Genomic DNA, 16,817 nt, shown 5'->3' with positions numbered 1-16,817 from the left:
TCATGAAAAATCAAGCATTTTACTCCGTGCAGCGTTGGCTCAAACCCGTGGTCTGCGGTCTGCTTTTTATTGCAGAGATCAACGCCTCATGGGCGGGCATTGCACTTGACCGTACCCGTCTGATCATCACCGGTGATGCGCGATCTGTCAGCGCGAACTTAACCAACACCAGTCCAAGCATTCCGTTTCTGGCTCAGTCGTGGGTGGAAGACGCCAATGGAACAAAAATTACCTCGCCGTTGATGGTTTTACCGCCGCTGCAGCGGATTAACGGCGGGCAAAAGGGCATTGCGCGTGTGACAAAAACCAGCGGTATTAACGCTCTGCCGCAGGATCGCGAAAGTCTGTTCTACCTGAATGTGCGTGAAATTCCGCCCAAGCCGGATAAGCCGAACGTGCTGCAACTGGCGATGCAGTCACGCATCAAACTGTTCTACCGTCCGACCGCCATCGTGCCGGAAACACCGGGCGCCGTGTGGCAAAACCAACTGGTCTTTCATAAGCAGGGGCAGCGCTGGAGTGTGGATAACCCTACGCCGTACTTCGTTACCTTAATCGGCTTAAGCCGCAAGCCTGAAGCGCAGGGCGGCGACCGGCTGACTGACTTCCCTGGGATTATGGTTTCACCAAAGTCCTCTCTCGATTTCAGCGTGGCCGACGGCAGCGTTAGCCAGTTCAGCATGATGTATGTGAACGATTTTGGCGGTCATCCCGAATTGAAATTCAGCTGCACAGGCAATGTGTGTAAAGCATTGCCGATGGAGCAACAGCCCCGGTAACAGGATTCGTAAATGAAAAAGATGCTTTGCGCTCTGCTGATGGCGGGCATGGCCTGCTCGGTTCAGGCCACAAGCGGTCGCCAGGATATGAGCAATGTGTCCGGCGAGTATGGCAACGTCCGCTTTCATGGGCGAGTGTTCGTTTCGCCGTGCGTGCTGGATATGGCCTCCCACGATCAGACTATCGATCTTGGTGATATTTCCGCCAGCCGTTTTCGCCAGGGCGGCGATCGCAGCGATCCGGTATTGGTCACGCTGTATCTGAACGGCTGTTTAAAGGGCTCCGGTCATACCTTAAGGGATTTCCCCGGGCAGACCAGTGAGATGCCGGAGCTGGCGCATAGCACGGTGGAACGTGGCGTTTCGATGACCCTAATGGCTGAAGGTGCGCCGGAAAACAGCGATTTGGGGCGCATTCGCGGCGATGTGCGTGGTGCAGGCATTCGGCTACTGACCGAACGCAACCAGTTGATCCACCTGAACCAACCGCAACGCATGTGGATCCTCAAACCGGGCGATAACGCCATTCATTTTCTTGCCGCGCTGGAATCTTTTGGGAGAGAGGTGACCGCCGGAGAATTTAACGGTCTGGTCAGACTCAAGCTGGAGTATCTATGAGCGTATTACGTAAAACGCTGTTGTGGGTGGTGCTGGCAGGCTGTCCGATAGCCGGGCAGGCATTTACACAGGGAGAAGGTGAGCCGGAAGGTGGGTCGCCGCATCAGTACGATATTGAACTGAGCTCGCTGGATGTGAGCAAAAACCACGTGGGTGGCAGAACGGAGCCGTTCCCATGGAATCTGGGTGGCTGGTATGTGGTGAATTTCTATTGCGAACAGGCTGACATCTCCCGAGCACCAATTTACTACACCACCACAACCACGATGCCGCCTTCAAATCAGGGGGCGAACCGTTTTCGGCTAAACGAGTATCTGGATGTGGAAGTTCAGGTGTGGGTTGCCGGGGGCTATAAAAAATATGTGCAGGCGCCTTTTACCAACGTTTCAAACCGCAACAGCAACAACAGCTGTAAAAAGCGTAAGGGCTACACGCGAGCGACTAACGTTGAAAGTGGTTCAAAAGGGAAAGTGACGTTTATTGTCACTAAACCCATTATCAATGGCATCAATATCACTTCCCAGTCGCTGGTGGAGGTGGCCGGGCGCATGGGAAGCGCGGGACCTACGCCAACCACGGCGATTTCTCGCGTGGTGATTAAATCCGGGCTGATTACCGTCCCGGACAAATGCACCTTCAACCGGGGAGACAAAATCAGCATTGAGTTTGGCGATCTGCCTGGATCCGCTGCCCGGCTCAACGGCACTAACTACAGCAAGTCAGTCCCTATACATGTGGTCTGTGAAGGCGGGAGTTTCGATCAGGGCGCGCTGAACATTAATCTTGGTATACAAACGACCACGGCGTCAGGTACGGCGGGGTTTAACGGTAATCTCCTTGGCACGCTGAGCGGCGGACAAAAGCGCGACGATCTCGGCATTATGCTTAAAGACGAAAGTGGTGGCACCGTCGTGCCTAATCAATTCTACAACGTGAAGGGGTTTTACCAGAATCAGGGCGACTGGAATCTCACCGCTGCGCCGGTGGCAAAGCCGGGCGTGGGAAGCGTGAAGGAAGGTGAATTTGAAGCCTCTGCTACCGTTGTCGCGCAGTTTCAGTAGGGGGATGTCATGAGATTCTCGGCGTTATTCGCGACCAGTATGTTACTGCTAGGTGGCATGGCGCAGGCCGACACCAAACTGGTCGGCGGCGACATGTATTTTCACGGCACCATCAGAGCGCTGGCCTGCAGCCTTGCACCGGGAGGCGACAAAATCGAGGTCGATTTCAAGCAAATCGCGACACAGGATCTCTATCTCTCGGGGCGCAGTAAGCCGGAAAAATTCAGCATCCAGTTACGCGACTGCAACCCTGAGGTTTTCCGTGGGATCTCGGTTACCTTCAGCGGTCGTGAGGATGCGGAGCTGACCGATCATCTGGCGCTGGATAGCAGTGAACAAGGCGGCGCGTCAGGGATCGGGATTGGGATGAGCGAAGAGGACGGTACGGCAATCCGCCTTGATGAGAGCACGTCAGTCAAAGAGATAACAGAAGGTTCGATGACGCTGAATTTCTTGGCGTGGGTCGCAGCGGAGCCATCGGCGATAAAAAATCAGTCTCTCGAATACGGTCCGTTCAGCGCCAGCGGGACCTGGACGTTGAACTACCAGTAGCATGATGAACGTACTGAATCGCATTGCGCCGCTGCCTGCGCAGAAATTATTGCTCAGTATTAGTCTGTTTTTTTGGTGTGGGGCCATGCATCTCTACTGGCCGAACAACGGCGGCAGCGGTCTGTCGTTGCCGCTTAATATTACGAGCTGGATCTACGCTGTTGTACTGGCTGCAAGCGTATTGATGCTGGTGCCTCGTCAACGCTGGCGCATCACTGTGCCCGCTGCGGGTTTTACAGTCGGGGTGTTCATCCTGACGTTGCTTTGCCTGCTAACGCCTGATGTCTGGCAGGCCGAGGCACTGCTGGTGGCGGGGGCGTTACTGGGCGGTGTGAGCGTCTATCTGGTCACATTACAAATTCCGCTCACGGCAAACACCCTGACGGCACTGCTGGCTCTGCTATGGGGAGCGTGCGTGATTGAATGTCTGGCGTTTGTCTATCAGTACTGGCATTTGCCGGGCGTTGATTACTGGGAGTTTGCCTGGCGGCGCGGTACGCGACCCTACGGGATATTTCAGCAGGTCAACCTGATGGCCAGCTTCACGGCATGCGGTGTGCTGCTGTCAGCGCCGCTCTTTTTACGTCTGCACCGCGGGTATCGAATTGCCATTGGAATAGGCCTGGTAATGATGGGATTTGTACTGCATGAATCTCAGTCGCAAACCGGCTACTTGTCTCTGGTAGTCGGTGAAGTGCTGCTGCTGGCGGTTTTCCCGGCGCAACGGCGCACGCTACTGCTGCTTCTACTGCCGATGGCGTTAGGCGTGGTGATAGGGGCCACGGCCCGCCATTTTTTGTCTGTGGTCACGGTCGATCATCTGACGACTTCTCAAGTGCGCTGGACGGTGTTGAAAACGTCGCTGGCATTATTTGTCGAACGCCCGTGGATGGGGTGGGGCGTGGGCAGTTTTGCTGCCGTGTTTCTCGAACGCGCGGGGCCATTGGGGCTGGGCAGCATTTCGCATCCGCACAACGAACTGGTGCTGTGGCTGGTGGAGGGCGGTCTGGTTGGGCTTGCGGGGGCGCTCTGTTTTATAGCGGGTGGTTTCTGGCTCTGGCTGCACGGTAATTGCTGGCGTCGCGCCTGCCTGGTGGCGGCACTGCCGGTGGTTATTCATATGTTGACGGAATACCCCGTCAGGCAGTCAACGCCACACTGGCTGCTGTTGATCCTGTTGCTTCGATGTGCAGACAGCGCGCGAACGGGAATACGCCTGGTGCTTACGTCAACGTCGCTGATTCGCGCGGCAGGGTTTATCTCGTTACTGACCGTCGCGCCATTGCTGCTTCTCACGCTGCACACGCAACAGCAATTGACGCTGGCGGAGAGGCAGTCAACGCAGTGGCGTCTTGCCGAACCGCTCCCTGTCGGAGGCTGGCTTCTTACCAGTCGCTATCGGTTTGATGTCCAGATGGGGTATCTGCAACGGTATCAGCGTACCCGGGACGCACGTTGGCTGGAAGCGGTTCGCCGCTGGGCGCCTGATTATGTGCGCGTTCACCCAGACCCTAATGTCTCCTTCACGCAAATCTTACTGGCGTTGCACCAGCGCGACCTGGTCGAGGCGCATCGTTTGGCGACGCGCTTTTGCCTGATATACCCAAACGATCGCCGTATCCCGTGGCTGCAGGATGCACGACGTCCTTTTAATAAAATAATGGAATGATATGAACAGATTCAGTGAACAGGCCCATTATGTGCCAGAACTTCCCCGCAACGCCGAACTGCTGCGGATCACCGGGATCCGTTTGCAGCGCATTCATTTTTTTGATGACGCATCGCTGGATGTTTGTGAGGTGTTAAGCCAGGTACGCACACCGCTCCCACTGGATCTGTTTTTCAAGCACCTTTCCATCACGGCAAAACAGCAGCTTTTTCTATGGCAAATGCAGCGGGTGCTGGCCCTCTCGGGAAGCTATTCGCTGAATTTATCCGTCAGGATGCTGACCAGTCTGGCATGGATCACGCGTCTCACAAAGCAGGGGCATCAGGGGAGGATTGTTATTGAGATTCAGGATCCGGGCTCCATGATGCGCCTGGATAAGGCAGAGCAGCAGGCCGTATGCATTGCCGTAAAAACGCTGGTGCGTCACGGATTTCGCGTGTGGCTGGATGATGTTTCGCCTGAGCTATTTTTTGTCTGGCGGCTGTCGGGCATCCGTTTCGATGCCATCAAAATTGAAAGTGGAATGTTTCATCAGTTCAGAACATCGGAGTGGCAGTTGAGGGTTCTGGTCAATCAATTTCGTGGGCTGGGTGAACGGGTTGTCATTGAGGGGGTAGAAACACCACAGGATTATGCCATTTGCCGTATGAGCGGCGCAGATGCTGTACAGGGCTTTCTGTTTGAGCAGGAAATTTTACCGAAAAGCCTGAATCATTGCTGACTCAGGCTCTGAAAATTACTCGCTCAGCGTCTGTGCGATATCTTTTTGCACCTGCTGGCGCTGTTCTGGGGTCAGCACTTTGTTCAGGTCAAAATAGTATTTTACGCGATAATAACGCGCCTGCTGTTCGATGTTGCTGAACGCAGAAAGCTGTTTCTGAACGGCAGCTTCATCCCATTTCCCGGACTTGATGACGTCAATCAACGCGCCGTCTTTAATATCTTTCACCGAAATCTGGCTGACGTTGGTTTCAAGCTGCTGGTGCAGTTTTTTAATCTGCGCCACCTGGTCGTTGGTCAGCTTAAGATGCTGAACGACAGGGTCCTGAGCTGGAGCAGGAACATTGGATACGTTTGCTGCAAGCGTACTAAAAGAAGCGCCCGCTAAGGTAGCCGCCAGCAAAGTCATGCGTAAGAAGTTCTTCATGTCGAGATCCTGATAAGGGAATTATTAACATTGTCAGTCACTCGCTGGTTGCGAGTGATTATCCTTTGCAGAATACGATGCCCGCCGCATGTCGCCACGCGAATTTGTTTTGCGGTTGGTTACGGAGTGAAACAATCCCGCCACGGAAAACGTTGTGCAGCGGGAGTGAAGGCGATAGTTATAGCGTGAACGGGTCGGCGTCTTGCCAGGCGGGAAACTTCTCGCGATACTCGCGCAGCGCTGAGAGTGACAGTTCGGCGTCAATGCGTGTGGCCTGATGCGGCTCGGCGGTGGCAATAATCTCACCCTGCGGATTAATCACCCGGCTGTCACCGCGATAATGATGACCGTTACCGTCTGTGCCCACGCGGTTACATCCTGCTACATAAGCCTGGTTCTCAATCGCCCGTGCGGCAAGCAGAAGCTGCCAGTGCAGCGAACGCGGCGCAGGCCAATTGGCAACATACAACGCCAGGTCGTAATCGTTGCGATTGCGCGACCATACCGGAAAACGCAGGTCATAACAGACCAACGGCAGAATGCGCCAGCCGCGCCATTCAACAATAACGCGCGCGTCACCCGCATGGTAATGCTGATGCTCGTCCGCCATGCGGAACAGATGGCGCTTGTCGTAGAAATGCACATTACCTTCGGGCTCAACCAGAAAAAAGCGGTTTACCGGGCCGCGTTCAGACTGGGTAGCAGCGCTGCCCGCGATCAGGGCGTTGGTCTGTTGCGCTTTGGCACGCATCCAGCTTACGACTTCTTCTTGCGGCAACGATTTATTTGCCGCTTCCATGGCAAATCCGCTGGTAAACATCTCGGGCAACACGATGACATCACGTCCGGCGACGGTTTCCAGTTGTCGGTCAAAATGGCGCAGGTTGGCCGGGCCATCCATCCAGATCAAGGGTTGTTGCAGCAGAGTAATTTTCAAACCAGGCACGATCGAGGCTCCTCGTTGAACAACATTTTGACACTGTAGCATGAGCATTAATGAAAATGTGGCAATAAAAAGCCCCGCATTAAGCGGGGCTAAACGTTGTGCGTATATCGTTATGCGGCTTCGACTTTACGCACTTTCTCTGGCAGCTTTACCGGCTGAGTCGCCAGCTCCTCGGGTTCAAAGTCATCCACGTTGATACTGCGCAGTCGGCTCGCTTCGGCTTTCACCAAAATCGCGGCTTCATCTTTATCAATCAGCCCTTTCGCCAGCGCATTGTGCGCCAGTTCGTCGAGGCGGGTAAATGGCAGGTTTTTACCCAACTCTTTACAGATCCGCTGGTGGATAGGGTCGGCTGCAATCACGTCCAGCAGCGCCTCTTCCAGCAAACCAACCGGGTTATGCTCGCTTGGCGTCAGATATTGACCACGACCAATACGAGAACGAGTCGCGCTCGGAACCTGCAAAATCTTCGCGACTTTATGGTCCAGCTTGTCAGACGGAGCATCATAGTGGCGACCGGTCGGGAAGATAACCACGTTCAGCAAGCCCGCGACCAGACGGTTCGGGAAGTTTTTCAGCAGATCGTCCATCGCCTGTTCCGCTTTGTACAACGCATCCTGAACGCCCCAGTGAACCAACGGCAGGTCCGCTTCATTACGGCCTTCATCGTCATAACGTTTCAGTACCGCGGAGGCCAGATACAGTTGACTTAACACATCGCCCAGACGCGCGGAGATACGTTCACGACGCTTCAGACTGCCACCCAGTACGGCCATGGACACATCTGAAAGCAATGCCAGGTTGGCGCTCAAGCGGTTCAGGTGCTGGTAGTAACGTTTGGTCGCATCGCCGGTTGGCGTGCTGCTGGTTAAGCCACGTGTCAGACCAAGCCAGAAGCTGCGTACTTTGTTACTGCCAACGTGACCGATGTGTTTGAACAGCAGCTTGTCGAACGCATTCACATCGTTACTCTGTGCCGCAGCCATCTCTTCCAGAACATACGGATGGCAGCGAATCGCACCCTGACCGAAGATCATCATGCTACGGGTCAGAATGTTGGCACCTTCTACGGTAATGGCGATTGGCGCACCTTGATAAGCGCGGGCGAGGAAGTTGCTTTCGCCAAGCATAATGCCTTTACCGCCAGTGATATCCATCGCATCGATGATTGACTGCTGCCCGCGGTGGGTACAGTGATATTTCACGATAGCCGACAGCACCGCCGGTTTTTCACCCAGCATAATGCCGTAGGTAATCAGTGATGCCGCAGCGTCCATCACGTAGGCGTTACCGGCAATACGTGCCAACGGTTCTTCAATACCTTCCATCTTACCGATGGAGATTTTGAACTGGCGACGAATGTGTGCATAAGCGCCGGTGGCCATCGCGACCGATTTCACGCCGCCCGTCGAGTTAGACGGCAGGGTAATACCACGTCCCACAGACAGGCATTCCACCAGCATGCGCCAGCCTTGACCGGCCATTTTCGGACCACCGATGATGTAATCAATCGGTACAAACACATCTTTACCGAGGGTCGGACCGTTCTGGAACGGCACGTTCAGCGGGAAGTGACGACGCCCAATTTGTACGCCCGGCGTTGAGGTTGGGATCAGTGCACAGGTAATGCCGAGATCTTCTTCACCACCCAGCAGTTTTTCCGGGTCGGAGAGTTTAAATGCCAGACCCAGTACCGTGGCGATAGGGGCCAGCGTGATATAACGTTTGTTCCAGGTTAGGCGCATACCCAACACCTGCTGGCCCTGCCAGTCGCCCATACAGACCATACCGGTATCAGGGATCGCCCCTGCGTCGGAGCCTGCTTCCGGGCTGGTCAGAGCAAAGCATGGGATCTCCTGACCGCGAGCCAGGCGCGGCAGGTAATGATTTTTCTGCTCTTCAGTGCCGTAATGTTGCAGCAGTTCGCCTGGGCCTAATGAGTTAGGTACGCCAACGGTGATCGCCAGGATCCCGGAAACACCGGAGAGTTTCTGCAGAACGCGAGCCTGAGCATATGCTGAGAATTCCAGCCCGCCGTACTCTTTCTTAATGATCATCGCGAAGAAGCGGTGTTCTTTCAGATATGCCCACAGTTCCGGCGGCAGATCCGCGAGTTCATGGGTTATCTGGAAGTCGTTCGCCATGCGGCACGCTTCTTCCACTGGACCATCAATAAACGCCTGTTCTTCAGCGGTCAGATGCGGTTGAGGATAGTTATGCAGTTTTTTCCAGTCAGGCTTGCCCTGGAACAGGTCACCTTCCCACCAGGTTGTACCCGCATCAATCGCTTCTTTCTCAGTACGCGACATCGGTGGCATGACTTTACGGAAACCGCGGAACACCGGCGCAGAGATCATGGATTTGCGCATCGGCGTAAAGTTAAACGGTACGAGAATAATGGCCAGAGGAACCAGCAGCCAGACTGACCACAGGCCAGCCACGCCAAGCGCAGCCGTCCAGGCGAGCAAAATTAAGCTGCTGAGGAATAAGCTCACGCGGTGATAAAACAGAACGCTGAGCAGAACAACCGTAGCGATAATACTCAAAATCATCATAACGAAAAGCTCCCTTGCTTGTAGGAGGTCTGACCACTTGTGATGATATGTTTGTAGTGGATGTAAATTCTTTTAGCAATGTGTTTACAAAATAATTACAACAAAGCTCACATTGTTGCTGTTTTAACCGGCACAAAAAATCAAAAGCGACAGCCATTCCTGTGGCTTGTACTTCTCGCTGGTAGCGCTATCCGGTACACTGCGTCTTGTCATTTACATTCATGCTGAAGGATATCCTCATGTACCAGGATCTTATTCGTAACGAACTGAGCGAAGCGGCGGAAACGCTGGCTAATTTTCTTAAAGATGACGCCAATATTCACGCCATTCAGCGCGCGGCGGTTCTGTTGGCAGACAGCTTTAAAGCGGGCGGTAAGGTGCTTTCTTGCGGTAACGGCGGTTCCCATTGCGACGCGATGCACTTTGCTGAAGAGCTGACCGGACGCTATCGTGAAAACCGTCCTGGTTACCCTGCTATCGCAATCTCTGACGTTAGCCATATCTCCTGCGTCAGCAACGATTTTGGTTACGATTATGTGTTCTCTCGCTACGTAGAAGCCGTGGGTCGTGAAGGTGATGTCCTGTTAGGCATTTCGACTTCGGGTAATTCCGGTAACGTAATTAAAGCGATTGCCGCAGCGCGTGAGAAAGGGATGAAAGTGATCACCCTGACCGGTAAAGATGGCGGCAAAATGGCGGGCAGCGCAGATATTGAAATTCGCGTGCCGCACTTTGGCTACGCTGACCGTATTCAGGAAATTCATATCAAAGTGATCCATATCCTGATCCAGCTGATCGAAAAAGAGATGGTTAAACCATAAGAAGACGATTGCCGGATGGTGGCTGAAGCCTTATCCGGCCTACATGAGCACCACGTAGGCCTGATAAGCGCAGCGCCATCAGGCAGTTCACGGTTTTAAGGTAGGTGATGTATGTGCGAACTGCTCGGGATGAGCGCCAATGTGCCAACCGATATCTGCTTTAGCTTCACTGGGCTGGTTCAGCGCGGCGGAGGGACCGGGCCGCACAAAGACGGCTGGGGTATTACGTTTTATGAAGGTAAGGGCTGCCGTACGTTTAAAGATCCGCAACCTAGCTTTAATTCGCCTATCGCCAAACTGGTACAAGACTACCCCATCAAATCCTGTTCCGTGATTGCCCATATTCGTCAGGCGAACCGTGGCGAAGTGGCGTTGGAAAATACCCATCCCTTTACCCGCGAATTGTGGGGACGCAACTGGACCTATGCTCATAATGGACAGCTCAGTGGCTATAAATCGCTGGAAACCGGAAATTTCCGCCCGGTCGGGGAAACCGACAGCGAAAAAGCTTTCTGCTGGCTGCTCCACAAGCTGACGGAGCGTTATCCGCGCACGCCTGGCAATATGACGGCAGTGTTTAAATATATCGCGATGCTGGCAGGAGAACTGCGGGAGAAGGGCGTCTTCAACATGCTGTTGTCTGACGGACGCTATGTGATGGCCTTCTGTTCGACCAACCTGTTTTGGATCACGCGTCGTGCGCCGTTTGGCGTGGCAACATTGCTGGATCAGGACGTGGAAATCGATTTTAGCTCAGAGACCACACCCAATGATGTGGTCACCGTGATTGCCACTCAACCGTTAACCGGCAATGAAACCTGGCAAAAGATTATGCCAGGCGAGTGGGCATTATTTTGTCTCGGGGAGCGTGTAGTTTGATGCCAGTTGCGGCTGAACCACTTCGTGACTCAACGGCTTGCTGACGACGTAACGACCATCGACGACAGAGACGGTCGGTGGTTTACGTGTTTGTTCAAAGTAATCGTATCCCGGCTTTAACTGGGCCCAGAAATCTTTGTAATACGAGAACTTATGGCGCTGCATGTTGGCATCGGTCATGCGGAACGGGTAAATGCTAACCTGTACGCTGGACTGCCCGAACACCAGAGCACCGGTCACAAACTGGAAAATCTCATCAATGCCGTTGTCTGTCATTGCGTAGCAGCCGACGGAAACACAGGCACCGTGGATCATCAGGTACTTACCTTCATAACCGTGTGCGCGGTCATAGGCATTAGGGAAACCAATGTTAATCGCTTTATAGAAGCGACTATCTGGTTTCAGCTGTCCACGCTGAACGCTGTAAAACCCTTCCGGACTTTTGAAATCACCCTGACGCTGTTTTGGCCCTAAGCCACCGGAATAATTACAGATCTTATAACTGTCGAGCAATTGATACTGTTCGCCCATCTTGACGTACAGATCCAAGGTTCGCTCTTCTTTGAAGATCTGGATATAAACGGGGGAGCCCATTAATTGCTGCTTATATTCTTTGCTGACAGGCGTAGTCGGGCTGCTGCTGCTCAGCAAACCGGCAAATGAAACGCACGGCAATAAAAGCATCGCAAGAAAAAATGCGATTTTACGCATACTGCTTATTCCTTGATAAAACGATCACACACGCCAGGACGGCAAAAAGAATCCCCAAATCGGATAAATCTGGATCTGGAGCGCTCACATTAGCACCAAGAGAGTTTTTCGCAAGTCTCTCGTGCGGCGTTTACACTTTAGTTTTTCTTTATACGGAAAATTGCGCTTAAAGGCAGTCAGACACTGGCGTATTTTGCTGGTTACTGCGCTTCATTGGGTCTTAATCGTGCTGGATGGATAATGGGTCAGGAACGGCTCAGCATTAGGTAAAACCAGACTTCTCACAACATAAAAATACTGTATACTTAAACAGTGATGTGGGAGACAAACGATGCGTAAAATCATACATGTCGATATGGACTGCTTTTTCGCGGCGGTGGAAATGCGCGACAACCCCGCCCTGCGTGATATTCCCATTGCTATTGGCGGCAGTCGAGAACGTCGGGGGGTCATCAGCACGGCCAATTACCCGGCGCGCAAATTTGGCGTGCGTAGCGCAATGCCAACTGGAATGGCATTAAAGCTGTGTCCGCATCTCACTTTATTACCTGGTCGTTACGAGGCCTATAAAGAAGCCTCCCGCCAGATTCAGGCTATTTTCTCCCGCTATACCTCGCTGATAGAACCACTTTCGCTGGATGAAGCCTATCTGGATGTGACCGACAGCACCCACTGCCACGGCTCAGCTACGCTGATCGCTCAGGAAATCCGCCAGACAATTTTTAACGAGTTACAGTTAACCGCCTCTGCCGGAATTGCGCCGGTAAAATTTCTGGCAAAAATAGCTTCCGATCTCAACAAACCCAATGGGCAATATGTGATTACCCCTGCCGATGTTCCTGAATTTCTCAGAACATTACCGTTAGGCAAAATTCCCGGCGTTGGCAAAGTCTCCGCCGCTAAGCTGGAATCAATGGGATTACGTACCTGCGAAGATGTTCAAAAATACGACCTGGCAATGCTGCTCAAACGCTTCGGCAAGTTTGGTCGCGTGCTGTGGGAGCGCAGTCAGGGGATTGACGAACGGGACGTTAACAACGACAGGCTGCGTAAATCCGTCGGCGTGGAGCGTACGCTGGCGGAAGATATTCACGAGTGGTCGGAGTGTGAGGCGATAATAGAACGGCTCTATCCCGAACTGGAACGGCGTCTGGCAAAGGTTAAACCGGATCTGCTGATCGCTCGCCAGGGGATAAAACTCAAGTTTAATGATTTTCAGCAGACTACGCAGGAGCACGTCTGGCCGCGCTTAAATAAAGATGACTTAATTACGACAGCGCGCAAGACCTGGGACGAGCGTAGGGGAGGGCGAGGCGTCAGGCTGGTGGGATTACACGTCACGCTGCTGGATCCACAAATGGAAAGACAGCTACTGTTGGGGCTGTGACTCAGAACAATTGCCGGATGTCGGCGTAAACGCCTTATCCGGCCTACAAACCAGCGTGCAGGCCAGATGGCTACGTAACAACTTTATCCGGCCTACAAATCAGCATGTAGGCCAGATAAACGTAGCGTCATCCGACATTTAGCGCAGAATCTTACTTCGCCGGAATAGACTTCAGCAGTTCAGTCAGCAGCGTCCAGTAATGGCCGACGCTTTCGATATGAACCTGCTCATCCGGGGAGTGTGGACCGGTGATAGTTGGCCCGATGGAAACCATGTCCATATCTGGATACGGTTTCTTGAACAGACCACATTCCAGACCAGCGTGGATGATCTGGATATTCGGTGTTTTATTGAACAGACGCTGATAGGTTTCACGAACCAGGTGCATAACCGGAGAGTTAGCATCCGGCTGCCAGCCTGGGTATCCGCCTTTTGCCTGGGTTTTCGCGCCAGCCAGTTTACCCAGTGAATCCAGCATGCTCACCACGTAGTCTTTACCGCTGTCGATCAGGGAACGGATCAGGCAGTGAATTTCAACGTTGTCGTCAGTCATGGTGACAACACCGACGTTCAGAGAGGTCTCTACCACGCCTTTGGCGACGTCAGAGTTGCGGATTACACCGTTCGGGGTGGCGTTCAGCAGACGCACAAAGCTGTCGCGAGACTGAGCGGTCAGCGCGGCTTTGTCTTGAGCTACGGCATCCAGCAGCAGAGCCAGGTTCTTCTCTTTGGCTTCCAGTTCGTTTTTCAGGATTTCCTGATAGGTGTTGACCAGCGCTTTTAACGCATCAACTTTATCTGCAGCCACGGCGAGGGTGGCAAAGGCTTCACGCGGAATCGCGTTACGCAGCGTACCGCCGTTGAAATCAACCAGACGCAGATCCAGCTCTTCAGCGTGGCCCGCCAGGAAGCGTACCAGCAGTTTGTTCGCGTTACCGAGACCCACGTGGATTTCGCCGCCGGAGTGACCGCCTTTCAGGCCTTTTAACGTCAGCTTAAAGCTCTGGAATCCAGCCGGGATTGCTTCACGGGACAGCGGCAGGTTAGAGGTAAAGTCGATACCGCCTGCGCAACCCATGTAGATCTCACCTTCTTCTTCTGAGTCGGTGTTGATCAGGATATCTGCCTGCAGCCAGTTAGCCTGCAGACCAAACGCGCCATCCATACCCGCTTCTTCGGTCATGGTCAGCAGCACTTCCAGCGGACCGTGTACCACGCTGTCATCAGCCAGAACGGCCAGCGCAGACGCCATACCGATGCCGTTATCCGCACCCAGCGTGGTGCCACGGGCTTTCACCCATTCGCCGTCAATATAAGGCTGGATAGGATCTTTAGTGAAGTCGTGCACGGTGTCGTTGTTTTTCTGCGGGACCATATCCAGGTGCGCCTGCAGAACGACCGGCTTGCGGTTTTCCATGCCTGCGGTAGCGGGTTTGCGAATCAGGATATTACCGACTTGATCGCGCTCGACGTGGAAACCTTTCTCTTGGGCCCAGCTCAGAATGTGTTCAGCGAGCTGCTCTTCATGATAGGACGGATGAGGAATAGAACAGATTTTGGCAAAAATATCCCATAGCGGTTGCGGGGATAATTGAGACAGTTCAGACACGTTGAGTCTCCTTGGCGATGTCCTACAAAACTTGCTTGCAGGCCACGGGGTTAGCAGAATTAAAAACACCACAAGTCAGGCTTGCGCGATGCGATTGAGAATACCACTTTCTCCGCTGACGGCTAGCATAAAGCATGCAAAAAGAGGCGCGGATTCCGCGAAACACTGGTTTTTAGTGCGTCAGATCTCTATAATCTCGCGCAACCTATTTCCCCCTCGAACACTTTTTAAGCCGTAGATAAACAGGCTGGGACACTTCACATGAGCGAAAAATACGTCGTCACCTGGGACATGTTGCAGATCCATGCACGTAAACTGGCAAGCCGCCTGATGCCTTCTGAACAATGGAAAGGCATTATTGCCGTTAGCCGTGGTGGTCTGGTGCCGGGCGCATTGCTGGCGCGTGAATTGGGTATTCGTCATGTCGATACCGTATGCATCTCCAGCTACGATCACGACAACCAGCGCGAACTGAAAGTGCTGAAGCGTGCCGAAGGCGACGGTGAAGGTTTCATCGTAATCGATGACCTGGTTGACACCGGTGGGACCGCCGTTGCGATCCGCGAAATGTATCCTAAAGCGCATTTCGTCACTATCTTCGCTAAGCCGGCTGGTCGCCCGCTGGTGAATGATTATGTTGTTGATATCCCTCAGGATACCTGGATTGAGCAGCCGTGGGATATGGGCGTGGTGTTCGTCCCGCCGATCTCAGGTCGCTAATCTAAAAAGTTTTCAACGCCTGGCATTTGCCGGGCGTTGTTCTTTTTGTGCTGTGTCAGGTTACACTATGCCTTAGTGAGTACTCATGGAGGCTGCAATCATGTCACAGGCTAACCTCAGCGAAGTCCTGTTTAAACCCCGCTTCAAACACCCTGAAACGTCAACACTGGTTCGTCGTTTTAATCACGGCGCGCAGCCGTCCGTACAATCTGCCCTGGATGGCAAAACCATTCCGCACTGGTATCGCATGGTGAATCGCCTGATGTGGATCTGGCGCGGCGTCGACCCGCGTGAAATCCTTGAGGTGCAGGCACGTATCGTGATGAGCGAAGCCGAGCGTACAGATAAAGAACTCTACGATACGGTTATCGGCTATCGCGGTGGGAACTGGATCTATGAGTGGGCGAAGCAGGCGATGGACTGGCAACAGAAAGCGTCTATGGAAGAGGATCCGCAAGTGAGCGGACGTCACTGGCTGCATGCGTCTACGTTGTACAACATTGCCGCTTACCCACACCTGAAAGGCGATGAGCTGGCAGAGCAGGCACAGGCTTTGGCGAATCGCGCCTATGAAGAGGCCGCACAGCGATTGCCGGGCACGCTGCGTGAGATGGAGTTTGCTGTTACCGGCGGTGCGCCGATCACCGGCTTCTTACATATGCCAAAAGGCGACGGTCCGTTCCCGACGGTGCTGATGTGCGGTGGCCTCGATTCCATGCAAACGGATTATTACAGTCTGTATGAGCGCTACTTTGCCCCGTGCGGTATTGCCATGCTGACGCTGGATATGCCGTCGGTCGGGTTCTCGTCAAAATGGAAACTGACTCAGGATTCCAGCCTGCTGCATCAGCATGTATTAAAAGCGCTGCCTAATGTTCCCTGGGTGGATCACACCCGCGTGGCGGCCTTCGGTTTCCGCTTTGGCGCTAACGTAGCGGTACGTCTGGCGTATCTGGAATCATCGCGTCTGAAGGCGGTGGCCTGTCTGGGGCCAGTGGTTCATGCGCTGCTTAGCGACCCGCAGCGTCAGGCGAGCGTCCCGGAAATGTACCTTGATGTACTGGCTAGCCGCCTGGGGATGCATGACGCCTCCGATGAAGCGCTGCGCGTTGAGCTAAATCGCTATTCATTAAAAGTGCAGGGCCTGCTGGGGCGACGCTGCCCGACGCCAATGCTCTCGGGATTCTGGAAGAATGATCCGTTTAGTCCGGAAGAAGAGTCACGTTTAATCACATCTTCATCTTCAGACGGTAAGCTACTGGAGATCCCCTTCAACCCGGTGTATCGCAATTTTGACAAAGGGCTGCAGGAAATAACCGGTTGGATCAATCAGAGATTGTGTTAAAAGTTTGCTAAATTTTAT

General features: G+C 53.5%; 16 protein-coding genes. 11 read left to right on the top strand and 5 right to left on the bottom strand.

From position 1 onward, the window contains the following. Nucleotides 1-2: 2 nt before the first annotated feature. The 6 genes from OGX92_RS21675 to OGX92_RS21650 are packed head-to-tail and all read left to right on the top strand — an operon-like array spanning nt 3 to nt 5,400. Nucleotides 3-779, top strand: coding sequence for a fimbrial biogenesis chaperone (locus OGX92_RS21675; RefSeq protein ID WP_100247262.1), 777 nt, complete (start codon nt 3-5; stop codon nt 777-779). Nucleotides 780-791: 12 nt separating this feature from the next. Further along, nucleotides 792-1,397, top strand: a complete 606-nt coding sequence (locus tag OGX92_RS21670; protein ID WP_193135073.1) for a fimbrial protein — start codon at nt 792-794, stop codon at nt 1,395-1,397. Continuing rightward, nucleotides 1,394-2,458 carry a fimbrial protein gene (locus tag OGX92_RS21665; RefSeq protein WP_003830813.1) on the top strand — a complete coding sequence of 355 codons (1,065 nt, stop codon included), beginning with the start codon at nt 1,394-1,396 and terminating at the stop codon, nt 2,456-2,458. Before OGX92_RS21670 ends, OGX92_RS21665 begins: the two co-directional genes overlap by 4 nt. A gap of 9 nt (nt 2,459-2,467) precedes the next feature. Then, complete coding sequence (locus OGX92_RS21660; RefSeq protein WP_003830815.1) at nt 2,468-3,010, top strand: fimbrial protein; 543 nt, start codon at nt 2,468-2,470, stop codon at nt 3,008-3,010. A 1-nt stretch (nt 3,011) separates the two neighbouring features. Then, a complete protein-coding gene (locus tag OGX92_RS21655) occupies nt 3,012-4,679 on the top strand; it encodes an O-antigen ligase family protein (RefSeq protein ID WP_286587041.1) in 1,668 nt (555 codons plus the stop codon). 1 nt (nt 4,680) lies between these two features. Next, on the top strand, nt 4,681-5,400 hold the full coding sequence (locus tag OGX92_RS21650; RefSeq protein WP_267397898.1) for an EAL domain-containing protein: 720 nt from the start codon (nt 4,681-4,683) through the stop codon (nt 5,398-5,400). Nucleotides 5,401-5,415: 15 nt separating this feature from the next. On the opposite strand, the gene OGX92_RS21645 is transcribed toward OGX92_RS21650, so the two are convergent. The 3 genes from OGX92_RS21645 to fadE all read right to left on the bottom strand — a co-directional run bounded on the left by OGX92_RS21645 (nt 5,416) and on the right by fadE (nt 9,327). Then, nucleotides 5,416-5,826 (bottom strand): Spy/CpxP family protein refolding chaperone, encoded by a 411-nt coding sequence (locus tag OGX92_RS21645; RefSeq protein ID WP_286587040.1) that lies wholly within the window; start codon nt 5,824-5,826, stop codon nt 5,416-5,418. A gap of 178 nt (nt 5,827-6,004) precedes the next feature. Then, a complete protein-coding gene (locus tag OGX92_RS21640) occupies nt 6,005-6,772 on the bottom strand; it encodes an amidohydrolase (RefSeq protein ID WP_003830820.1) in 768 nt (255 codons plus the stop codon). Between the two features lie 110 nt (nt 6,773-6,882). Beyond that, entirely contained in the window at nt 6,883-9,327 is a 2,445-nt protein-coding gene (fadE, locus tag OGX92_RS21635; protein WP_286587039.1) for an acyl-CoA dehydrogenase FadE, read from the bottom strand. Between the two features lie 239 nt (nt 9,328-9,566). On the opposite strand from fadE, the gene lpcA reads away from it, so the two are divergent. Together lpcA and OGX92_RS21625 are read left to right on the top strand one after the other, a co-directional pair. After that, nucleotides 9,567-10,148, top strand: a complete 582-nt coding sequence (gene lpcA / locus OGX92_RS21630) for a D-sedoheptulose 7-phosphate isomerase (RefSeq protein ID WP_003031390.1) — start codon at nt 9,567-9,569, stop codon at nt 10,146-10,148. Between the two features lie 111 nt (nt 10,149-10,259). After that, nucleotides 10,260-11,027, top strand: a complete 768-nt coding sequence (locus tag OGX92_RS21625; RefSeq protein ID WP_003031388.1) for a class II glutamine amidotransferase — start codon at nt 10,260-10,262, stop codon at nt 11,025-11,027. Here OGX92_RS21625 and dpaA read toward each other — a convergent pair. Continuing rightward, nucleotides 10,998-11,738, bottom strand: a complete 741-nt coding sequence (gene dpaA, locus OGX92_RS21620) for a peptidoglycan meso-diaminopimelic acid protein amidase (protein ID WP_003830823.1) — start codon at nt 11,736-11,738, stop codon at nt 10,998-11,000. The genes OGX92_RS21625 and dpaA overlap by 30 nt on opposite strands. A gap of 331 nt (nt 11,739-12,069) precedes the next feature. On the opposite strand from dpaA, the gene dinB reads away from it, so the two are divergent. After that, nucleotides 12,070-13,125: a DNA polymerase IV gene (gene dinB / locus OGX92_RS21615; RefSeq protein ID WP_003830824.1), complete on the top strand. Its 1,056-nt coding sequence runs from the start codon at nt 12,070-12,072 to the stop codon at nt 13,123-13,125. A 151-nt stretch (nt 13,126-13,276) separates the two neighbouring features. Here the strand turns inward: dinB and pepD are convergent, their stop codons facing one another. Then, complete coding sequence (gene pepD / locus OGX92_RS21610; protein WP_003830826.1) at nt 13,277-14,734, bottom strand: cytosol nonspecific dipeptidase; 1,458 nt, start codon at nt 14,732-14,734, stop codon at nt 13,277-13,279. 261 nt (nt 14,735-14,995) lie between these two features. Between pepD and gpt the strand changes: the two genes are divergently transcribed. Next, nucleotides 14,996-15,454: a xanthine phosphoribosyltransferase gene (gpt, locus tag OGX92_RS21605; RefSeq protein WP_003031380.1), complete on the top strand. Its 459-nt coding sequence runs from the start codon at nt 14,996-14,998 to the stop codon at nt 15,452-15,454. A 100-nt stretch (nt 15,455-15,554) separates the two neighbouring features. Further along, nucleotides 15,555-16,799, top strand: coding sequence for an esterase FrsA (gene frsA, locus OGX92_RS21600; RefSeq protein ID WP_286587038.1), 1,245 nt, complete (start codon nt 15,555-15,557; stop codon nt 16,797-16,799). The last annotated feature ends 18 nt before the right edge of the window (nt 16,800-16,817 follow it).

The organism is Citrobacter sp. Cpo089, from assembly GCF_030332695.1.
GTDB classification, from domain to species: domain Bacteria; phylum Pseudomonadota; class Gammaproteobacteria; order Enterobacterales; family Enterobacteriaceae; genus Citrobacter; species Citrobacter portucalensis.
The sequence above is the reverse complement of the archived record's forward strand: the minus strand, read 5'-3'. Positions and strand labels throughout refer to the sequence as shown.